A 9,396-nucleotide genomic window follows, 5' to 3' on the forward strand; every position below is an offset into this window, starting at 1 on the left:
CCCCTGCTGGGCGTTCGCCCGCGCCCGTGTGGGCTTGCGCCCGCGCCCGTGTGGGCAATCGTCCCGCTGGGGCGGGACGGGTGGGCACACGGGACGGCGCGCTTCAGCGGCGCCTCCGCGTTCTGTGCCTGGACCAGCACCACCAGGGCGCCGTCACCATGGGTGCGGGTCAGGGCGCGGAAGCCTGGGCCCGGCACGGGGCGCCGTTCCGTTGTGCCCACCCGTTCCGCCCTGCGGAACGATTGCCCACAACGGGGGTGGGCACCGCCCCGGCGGAACGATGGCCCGCAACGGGGGACGTGGGCCCGCCAATGGCCTCGGTGCCGCCCGCGACGGCCGAAGGGCCCGGCACCGGGTGGTGGCGGGCCCTTCGGGGTGGGGGTTACGCCTTGCGGAGGCGGAAGGTGAGGGGGAGGGTCTCGTCCTCGAACGGCGTGCCGTACGTGTCGTCGGCCCCGCCCTCCGCGTAGTCCGTCGCCAGCACCTCGTCCGCGATCAGCTCCGCGTGCGCCGTCAGCGCGTCCGTCGTCTCCGGGGACGTGGACGTCCACCGCAGCGCGATCCGGTCCGCCACGTCCAGGCCGCTGTTCTTGCGGGCCTCCTGGATCAGGCGGATCGCGTCACGGGCCAGGCCCGCGCGCCGGAGCTCCGGGGTGATCTCCAGGTCCAGGGCGACCGTCGCGCCCGCGTCGGAGGCGACCGACCAGCCCTCACGGGGGGTCTCCGTGATGATGATCTCCTCCGGGGTGACGGTGATCTCCTCGCCGTTCACCGAGAGGGTCGCCTCGCCCGAGCGGAGGGCCAGGGAGAGGGCCGCCGCGTCGGCCGCGGCCACCGCCTTCGCCACGTCCTGGACTCCCTTGCCGAAGCGCTTGCCGAGCGCGCGGAAGTTCGCCTTGGCGGTGGTGTCGACGAGCGAACCGCCCACCTCCGACAGGGAGGCCAGGGAGGAGACGTTGAGCTCCTCCGTGATCTGCGCCCGGAGCTCCGGCGACAGCGCCGTGAAGCCCGTCGCCGCGACCAGCGCGCGGGAGAGCGGCTGACGGGTCTTCACGCCCGACTCGGCCCGCGTCGCCCGGCCCAGCTCGACCAGGCGGCGCACCAGGAGCATCTGCTCGGAGAGGGCGCCGTCGATCAGCGAGGCGTCCGCCTCCGGCCAGGTGGAGAGGTGGACGGACTCCGGGGCGTCCGGCGTCACGGGCACCACCAGGTCCTGCCAGACCCGCTCGGTGATGAACGGGGTCAGCGGGGCCATCAGGCGGGTGACCGTCTCGACGACGTCGTGGAGGGTGCGGAGCGCGGAGGCGTCGCCCTGCCAGAAGCGGCGGCGCGAGCGGCGCACGTACCAGTTGGACAGGTCGTCGACGAAGGCGGAGACGAGCTTGCCGGTGCGCTGGGTGTCGTACGCCTCCATCGCCTCGGTCGTCTCGGCGACCAGGGTGTTCAGCTCGGACAGCAGCCAGCGGTCGAGGACCGTGCGGTCGGCCGGAGCCGGGTCCGCCGCTGAGGGCGCCCAGCCGGACGTACGGGCGTACAGCGCCTGGAAGGCCACCGTGTTCCAGTACGTGAGGAGGGTCTTGCGCACGACCTCCTGGATGGTGCCGTGGCCCACGCGGCGCGCCGCCCACGGGGAGCCGCCGGCCGCCATGAACCAGCGGACGGCGTCGGCGCCGTGCTGGTCCATCAGCGGGATGGGCTGGAGGATGTTGCCCAGGTGCTTGGACATCTTGCGGCCGTCCTCGGCGAGGATGTGGCCCAGGCAGACCACGTTCTCGTAGGACGACTTGTCGAAGACGAGGGTGCCGACGGCCATCAGCGTGTAGAACCAGCCGCGGGTCTGGTCGATGGCCTCGCTGATGAACTGCGCCGGGTAGCGGGACTCGAACAGTTCCTTGTTCTGGTACGGGTAGCCGTACTGCGCGAACGGCATCGAACCCGAGTCGTACCAGGCGTCGATGACCTCCGGCACGCGCGTGGCGGTCTTCGCGCAGGTGGGGCACGGGAAGGTGACCGCGTCGATGAACGGGCGGTGCGGGTCCAGCTCCGACTGGTCGGTGCCGGTGAGCTCGGTGAGCTCCGCGCGTGAGCCCACGCAGGTCAGGTGGTCGTCCTCGCAGCGCCAGATCGGCAGCGGGGTGCCCCAGTAGCGGTTCCGGGAGAGCGCCCAGTCGACGTTGTTCGTCAGCCAGTCGCCGAAGCGGCCGTGCTTGACCGACTCCGGGAACCAGTTGGTCCGCTCGTTCTCCGCCAGCATGCGGTCCTTGACCGCGGTCGTACGGATGTACCAGGACGGCTGCGCGTAGTAGAGCAGGGCCGTGTGGCAGCGCCAGCAGTGCGGGTAGCTGTGCTCGTACGCGATGTGCCGGAAGAGCAGGCCGCGCGCGTCCAGGTCGGCGGTGAGCGCCTCGTCGGCCTTCTTGAAGAAGACGCCGCCGACCAGCGGCACGTCCTCCTCGAAGGTGCCGTCGGGGCGGACCGGGTTCACGACCGGCAGGCCGTACGCCTTGCAGACCTTGAGGTCGTCCTCGCCGAAGGCGGGGGACTGGTGGACCAGACCGGTGCCGTCCTCGGTCGTGACGTACTCGGCGTTGACGACGTAGTGCGCCTCGGCGGGGAAGTCGATCAGCTCGAAGGGGCGCTGGTACGTCCAGCGCTCCATCTCCGCGCCCGTGAAGGACTCGCCCGTGGTGACCCAGCCCTCGCCGAGCGCCTTCTCGACCAGCGGCTGGGCGACGACGACGCGCTCGTCGCCGTCGGTGGCGACCACGTAGGTCACCTCGGGGTGGGCGGCGACCGCGGTGTTGGACACCAGGGTCCAGGGGGTCGTCGTCCAGACGAGGAGCGCCGCCTTGCCCGCGAGCGGGCCGGAGGTGAGCGGGAAGCGCACGTACACGGAGGGGTCGACGACCGTCTCGTAGCCCTGCGCCAGCTCGTGGTCGGAGAGGCCGGTGCCGCAGCGGGGGCACCAGGGGGCGACGCGGTGGTCCTGGACCAGGAGGTCCTTTTCGAAGATCTGCTTCAGGGACCACCAGACCGACTCGATGTACGAGGGGTCCATGGTCCGGTACGCGTCGTCGAGGTCGACCCAGTAGCCCATGCGGGTCGTGAGCTCGGCGAAGGCGTCGGTGTGCCGGGTCACGGACTCGCGGCACTTCTCGTTGAACTCGGCGATGCCGTACGCCTCGATGTCCTTCTTGCCGGAGAAGCCGAGCTCCTTCTCGACGGCGAGCTCGACCGGCAGGCCGTGGCAGTCCCAGCCGGCCTTGCGGGCGACGTGGTAGCCGCGCATGGTCCGGAAGCGGGGGAACACGTCCTTGAAGACGCGGGCCTCGATGTGGTGGGCGCCCGGCATGCCGTTGGCGGTCGGCGGGCCCTCGTAGAACACCCACTCGGGGCGTCCCTCGGACTGCTCCAGGGTCTTGGCGAAGACCTTGTTGTCGCGCCAGAAGTCGAGCACGGCGTGCTCGAGCGCGGACAGGTCTACCTGGGCGGGTACCTGGCGGTACTGCGAAGACATCGATCTTCCTCCGGCGGATGTGCCTCGTTCCGTCCGGAGGGACGAGAGCACTGCTCCCGCGGTACCACCCTCCTTGGCCCCGGGCACGGACGCCCTGAGCCCCCTCATTGGGGTCGCGACGCCGGTTCTACTCGCCGTGCTCCCGCACGGCTTTCTTCCGACGGCTCCGGGGTGATGCTTCACATCGGGCTCGCCCCCGGGCTCTCACCGTCCCCGGGTCGCTCATGGCTGCTTGCGACGCTACTCGTCCCCATCCAAGCCTTTCGCTCCCGCCAGTGTACGGGCCGCCGGAGGCGGCGGCCGACCGGTTTTCGCGTGACCCGAATGGCCACACCGGCCGCGCCCGACTTCCCGTGCGGCCATGTGGGGGAGCGGCGGGACGGATAACCGGGCGGGGAGCTGGGCACAACGGAGGCAGGCCCGCCCCGCGGGGAGCGGGGGCGGGTGGGAACGGCGGCGTGCCCCGTTGCCGCGGGCCTTGGGCCGATTTATCGTCCCAGCACGATTCGCGAGCAAGATCACAAAATGTGAAGGGGCCGCGACATGGTGGCGAAGAAGACCGCCGCGAAGAAGCCCTCGGTCGCCGGTTCCGCCGGTCCGGACGAGGGCGCCAAGGACGTGTCCGGCACGAAGTCGACGGTCGACGGCAAGCCGGTCGCGGTCGCCGGGAAGACCGCCGCGAGGAAGACCGCCGGGAAGAAGGCGGCCGCGAGGAAGGCGCCCGCCGCGAAGAAGGCGGCCGCCGGGAAGGCCGCGGTCCGCAGGGCGGACGCCGAGGACGCGACGGAGACCGCCGCGGCCTCACCCCCGCAGACGCCGGCCAAGAAGGCCGTGGCGAAGAAGGCGGCCGCCAGGAAGGCGCCCGCCGCGAAGAAGCAGACAGGAGCCAGGACGGTGGCAGCGAAGAAGACCGCGGGTGGCGTCACGACCGTCGGGGACGAGGCGGCGGTGCCCCCCGCGCGCGCCGGTGAGCTCGCGGTGCGTCCAGGCGAGGACCCGTGGACGCCGGAGGAGGTCGCCGAGGCCCGCAGCGGCCTCCAGGCGGAGGTGCTGCGGCTGCGCAGCGAGCTCGTCCACTCCCAGGAGGAGCTGACGGGTCTCATGCGGGACTCCGGCGACGGCGCCGGGGACGACCAGGCCGACACCGGCTCCAAGAACATCACGCGCGAGCACGAGCTGGCCCTCGCGGCGAACGCCCAGGAGATGCTGGAGCAGAGCGAGCACGCCCTGGAGCGGCTCGACGCGGGCACGTACGGCCTCTGCGAGGTCTGTGGCAAGCCGATCGGCAAGGCGCGGATGCAGGCCTTCCCCCGGGCCACGCTCTGCGTCGAGGACAAACAGCGACAGGAGCGGCGCGGCTGACGATCTCGGCTGCCGGTCCCGTACACCTGTGTCGTACCCTCGGTGCACGGTCAGGCATCGAGGTCGAGGGACTCACTCACGTGGCAGAGGTGGAGCGCATCATCGGTACGCCGGATTCAGCAGGGGCCGACGAGACGGCCGCCCCCGACGACGGTGCGGCCACCCCCGACGGCGCGGCCGCTCCCGAGGAGCGGCCCAGGGGCAGGCGCCGGATCGTCGCCCTCTTCGTCGTGGCCGTGCTCGCCTACCTGCTCGACCTCGGCAGCAAGATGCTCGTGGTCGCCAAGCTGGAGGGCCACGAGCCGATCGAGCTGGTCGGCGACCTGCTGCGGCTCGACGCCATCCGGAACCCGGGCGCCGCGTTCGGCATGGGCGAGGCCTTCACGATCATCTTCACCTGCATCGCGGCCGCCGTGATCGTCGTGATCATCCGGCTGGCCCGGAAGCTCTACAGCCTGCCCTGGGCGATCGCGCTCGGTCTGCTGCTCGGCGGCGCGCTGGGCAACCTCACGGACCGGATCTTCCGGGCCCCGGGCGTCTTCGAGGGCGCGGTCGTGGACTTCATCGCCCCCGCGCACTTCGCCGTCTTCAACCTCGCCGACTCGGCGATCGTCTGCGGCGGCATCCTGATCGTCATCCTGTCGTTCCGGGGCCTGGACCCCGACGGCACCGTCCACAAGGACTGAGCACGCAGGACCGAGCACTCCCGGCACAAGGCATACTCGACGGGTGAGCACGAGTCCCGAGATCCGCACCCTGCCCGTTCCCGATGGCCTGGAGGGCGAGCGCGTCGACGCCGCCATCGCCCGTATGTTCGGGTTCTCCCGTACGAAGGCGGCCGAGCTGGCCGCCGCCGGGAAGGTCCAGGTCGACGGCTCCGTCGTCGGCAAGTCCGAGCGGGTCAGCGGCGGCGCGTGGCTCGAGGTCGAGATGCCGGGGGCGCCCGCGCCCGTGCAGATCGTCGCGGAGCCCGTCGAGGGCATGGAGATCGTCCACGACGACGACGACATCGTCGTGATCATGAAGCCGATCGGCGTCGCCGCGCACCCCAGCCCCGGCTGGACCGGCACCACGGTCATCGGCGGTCTCGCCGCCGCCGGGTACCGCATCTCCACCTCCGGCGCCGCCGAGCGCCAGGGCATCGTGCACCGCCTCGACGTCGGCACCTCCGGTCTGATGGTGGTCGCCAAGTCCGAGTACGCGTACACCTCGCTGAAGCGCCAGTTCAAGGAGCGCACGGTCGACAAGCGCTACCACGCGCTGGTCCAGGGCCACCCGGACCCGATGAGCGGCACCATCGACGCGCCGATCGGCCGGCACCCGAACCACGACTACAAGTGGGCGGTCACCGCCGAGGGCAAGCCCTCCGTCACGCACTACGACCTGATCGAGGCGTACCGGTCGGCCTCCCTGCTCGACATCAAGCTGGAGACGGGCCGCACGCACCAGATCCGGGTGCACATGTCCGCCCACCGCCACCCCTGCGTCGGCGACCTCACCTACGGCGCCGACCCGACGCTCGCCAAGCGCCTCGGCCTGACCCGGCAGTGGCTGCACGCCGTCCGCCTCGGCTTCGAGCACCCGGGCGACGGGTCCTGGGTGGAGTTCGCCAGCACCTACCCCGAGGACCTGCAGAAGGCCCTCGACCGGATCGCCTCGGAGAGCCAGTGAGCGACACGTACAGCGTCCGCGAGGCCGTCGCCGAGGGGGACCGGGAGGCGTGCTTCGCGGTGCGCCGCGAGGTCTTCGTCGAGGAGCAGGGCGTTCCGCAGGAGCTGGAGTACGACCCGTACGACGCGACCGCCGTGCACGTGCTCGCGGTCCGCGCGGACGGGGAGCCGCTGGGCACCGGACGCCTGCTGCACGGGGCGGACGCGCTCGGCAGGACCGGCGGGGACGCCTCCGTGGGCTCGCTCGGCCGGCTGGCGGTCGCCAAGGCGGCGCGCGGTCTCGGGATCGGCGCGGCGCTCGTGCGCGGCATCGAGGGCGCGGCCCGGGAGCGCGGTCTGAGCGCCGTCGACCTGCACGCGCAGACCCACGCGCTGGGCTTCTACGAGCGGCTGGGGTACGTGGCGTACGGCCCCGAGTTCCCGGACGCGGGGATGCCGCACCGGGCCATGAGGCGCACGCTCTAAAGCCTCCAGCGGGGGCGATTGCCTCCAAAACGGACGTACGTGACAGGGTGGGGCCGTGGATCAATTGGCCCTGCTCTTCCTGCTGCTCCTCGGCGCCCTGCTCACCGTGCCGCTCGGCGACCGGCTGGGACTGCCCGCGCCCGTCCTGATGACCCTCATCGGGATCGCGCTGGCCTTCCTGCCCTTCGTGCCGAACGTCGACATCCCACCGGAGTTCATCCTCCCGCTGGTGCTGCCGCCGCTGCTGTACGCCTCCGTGCAGCGCACCTCCTGGCGGCAGTTCGCGGCCAACCGGCGGCCCATCTTCCTGCTCGCGGTCGCCCTGGTCTTCGTCACCACCGCCGCCGTCGGCGCCGTCGCGCACTCGCTCGTGCCGGGCCTTCCGCTGGCCGCCGCGCTCGCGCTCGGCGCCCTGGTCGCGCCGCCGGACCCGGTCGCCGCGACCGCCGTGGCCGGCTCGCTCGGCCTGCCCCGCCGGCTCGTGTCGATTCTGGAGGGCGAGGGGCTCTTCAACGACGTCACGGCCATCGTGCTCTACCACGTGGCGATCGCCGCCGTCGTCAGCGGCTCCTTCTCCTGGCCCGAGGCGCTCGGCGAGTTCGTGCTGTCCGCCGTGGTCGCCGTGGCCATCGGTCTGGCGCTCGGCTGGCTCTCCCACAAGCTCATCGGGCTCCTCGGCGACGTCACCCTGCAGACCGGCCTCACGCTCCTCGTCCCCTTCGTGAGCTATGTCCTCGCCGAGGAGCTGCACGGCTCCGGCGTCCTCGCCGTCCTGGTCACCGCGCTGTTCCTGGCCGAGCACGCGTCCGACGCCGACGACGTCATGGGCCGGCTCGCCGGGCAGACCTTCTGGCAGATCGTCGACACCCTCGTCACCGGCATCGCCTTCGGCCTCATCGGGCTGGAGCTCATCCACGTCTTCGGCGTGGCCGAGGGACGCGGCTGGCAGATGCTCGGCTGGGGCGCCGCCGTCGTCGGCGTGGTCGTCGGCGTGCGGCTCCTCTGGCTGCTCCCCGCCACCTGGCTGGCGAAGCGGCTGCACACGCTCCGGGACGTCGACGAGGAGATCCCGATGAGCTGGCGGGAGACGGTCGTCATGTGGTGGGCGGGGATGCGGGGGGTGGCCTCGGTCGCGCTGGCGCTCGCCATCCCGCTCCGCACCGACGACGGCGCGCCCTTCCCCGGCCGCGACGAGATCGTCTTCATCGCCTTCTGCGTGATCATCGCCACCCTCGTCTTCCAGGGACTCACCCTGCCCTGGCTGGTCAAGCGGCTCGGGGTGCGGGCCGACGCCGACGCCGAGCGGGCCCTGGAGCGGGAGCTCGCGATCCGGGCCGCGAAGGCGGCCAAGCGCAGACTGAAGGAGATCGAGGAGGTGGAGGAGCTGCCCGAGGAGGTCCAGGAGCGGCTGCTGCGCGGGGCGTACGACATCGGGGCGCGGATCAGCCCCGACATGGTGGACGACGAACGGCGGGCCGCCTTCGTGGAGCGGACCAAGCGGTTCAAGGCGGTGCAGCGGATCCAGCGGGAGCTGATGTCGGCCGCCCGGCACGAGGTCCTCGCGGCGCGCAGCGAACCGGGCGCCGACCCCGAGGTGGTGGACCGGGTGCTGCGCCAGCTGGACGTGCGCAGCCTGCGCTGACGGCCGGGCGCCCGCCGCCGGGTGGCAGGATGGGACGCATGGACATCATGCTCTTCCACTCGGCCTACGGGCTGACCCCTTCCGTCGAGGCCGCCGCCGAGCGGCTCCGGGCCGCCGGGCACCAGGTCTGGACTCCGGACCTCTACGAGGGCCGGACGGTCGGGACCGTCGAGGAGGGCGTGGTGCTGCGGGACGAGATCGGGAAGGACGAGCTGCTGAAGCGGGCGGTCCTGGCCGCCGCGCCCTACTCGGAGCGGGGCCTTGTCTACATGGGTCTCTCCCTCGGTGCCTCGATCGCGCAGACCCTGGCGCTCGGGGACGAGAAGGCGCGCGGGCTGCTGCTGCTCCACGGCACCTCGGACATCGCGGAGTCCGCCTCGGTGGACGAGCTGCCGGTCCAGCTGCACGTCGCCGAGCCCGACCCGTTCGAGACGGACGACTGGCTGTCCTCCTGGTACCTCCAGATGCGCAGGGCCGGGGCGGACGTGGAGGTCTACCGCTACCGGGGCGCGGGCCACGTGTACACGGACCCGGAGCTGCCCGACTGGGACGAGGAGGCCGCGGAGCGGACCTGGGCGGTGGCGATGTCCTTCCTGGACAGCCTGTAGGACGGCACGGAGAAGGGGCGTGGGGGGGCGGGGGGGCGCCGCGGGGCCACCCCGGGGGCCGCGCGCGCCCCCGCACGCCCGGGCACGCGGCCCGGGGGAGTGTGGTAGGGTGACCCCTGGCCCCCGGGAGAG

General features: G+C 72.2%; 7 protein-coding genes. 6 read left to right on the forward strand and 1 reads right to left on the reverse strand.

Annotation, left to right across the window (positions count from 1 at the left end; genetic code table 11):
- Positions 1 to 382: 382 nt before the first annotated feature.
- Positions 383 to 3,517: an isoleucine--tRNA ligase gene (gene ileS, locus ACFV2S_RS35815; protein WP_385569641.1), complete on the reverse strand. Its 3,135-nt coding sequence runs from the start codon at positions 3,515 to 3,517 to the stop codon at positions 383 to 385.
- 543 nt (positions 3,518 to 4,060) lie between these two features.
- Between ileS and ACFV2S_RS35820 the strand changes: the two genes are divergently transcribed.
- From ACFV2S_RS35820 to ACFV2S_RS35845, 6 genes are all read left to right on the forward strand, one after another.
- Positions 4,061 to 4,879 (forward strand): TraR/DksA family transcriptional regulator, encoded by an 819-nt coding sequence (locus ACFV2S_RS35820; RefSeq protein ID WP_385569644.1) that lies wholly within the window; start codon positions 4,061 to 4,063, stop codon positions 4,877 to 4,879.
- An 80-nt stretch (positions 4,880 to 4,959) separates the two neighbouring features.
- Positions 4,960 to 5,565, forward strand: a complete 606-nt coding sequence (lspA, locus tag ACFV2S_RS35825) for a signal peptidase II (protein WP_385569648.1) — start codon at positions 4,960 to 4,962, stop codon at positions 5,563 to 5,565.
- A gap of 43 nt (positions 5,566 to 5,608) precedes the next feature.
- A complete protein-coding gene (locus ACFV2S_RS35830; protein WP_385569651.1) occupies positions 5,609 to 6,550 on the forward strand; it encodes an RluA family pseudouridine synthase in 942 nt (313 codons plus the stop codon).
- Complete coding sequence (locus tag ACFV2S_RS35835; RefSeq protein ID WP_385569655.1) at positions 6,547 to 7,014, forward strand: GNAT family N-acetyltransferase; 468 nt, start codon at positions 6,547 to 6,549, stop codon at positions 7,012 to 7,014. Before ACFV2S_RS35830 ends, ACFV2S_RS35835 begins: the two co-directional genes overlap by 4 nt.
- 55 nt (positions 7,015 to 7,069) lie before the next feature.
- Positions 7,070 to 8,656: a Na+/H+ antiporter gene (locus ACFV2S_RS35840; RefSeq protein WP_385569658.1), complete on the forward strand. Its 1,587-nt coding sequence runs from the start codon at positions 7,070 to 7,072 to the stop codon at positions 8,654 to 8,656.
- Between the two features lie 38 nt (positions 8,657 to 8,694).
- Positions 8,695 to 9,264, forward strand: a complete 570-nt coding sequence (locus tag ACFV2S_RS35845; protein ID WP_385569663.1) for a dienelactone hydrolase family protein — start codon at positions 8,695 to 8,697, stop codon at positions 9,262 to 9,264.
- Positions 9,265 to 9,396: the final 132 nt, after the last annotated feature.

The sequence above is a fragment of the Streptomyces sp. NPDC059695 genome, from assembly GCF_042733785.1.
Taxonomy (GTDB): domain Bacteria; phylum Actinomycetota; class Actinomycetes; order Streptomycetales; family Streptomycetaceae; genus Streptomyces.

Excerpts from the sequence above, each read along its gene's own strand:
- ileS (WP_385569641.1), bottom strand. The coding sequence starts at position 3,517 with ATGTCTTCGCAGTACCGCCAGGTACCCGCCCAGGTAGACCTGTCCGCG.
- ACFV2S_RS35820 (WP_385569644.1), top strand. The coding sequence starts at position 4,061 with ATGGTGGCGAAGAAGACCGCCGCGAAGAAGCCCTCGGTCGCCGGTTCC.
- ACFV2S_RS35845 (WP_385569663.1), top strand. The coding sequence starts at position 8,695 with ATGGACATCATGCTCTTCCACTCGGCCTACGGGCTGACCCCTTCCGTC.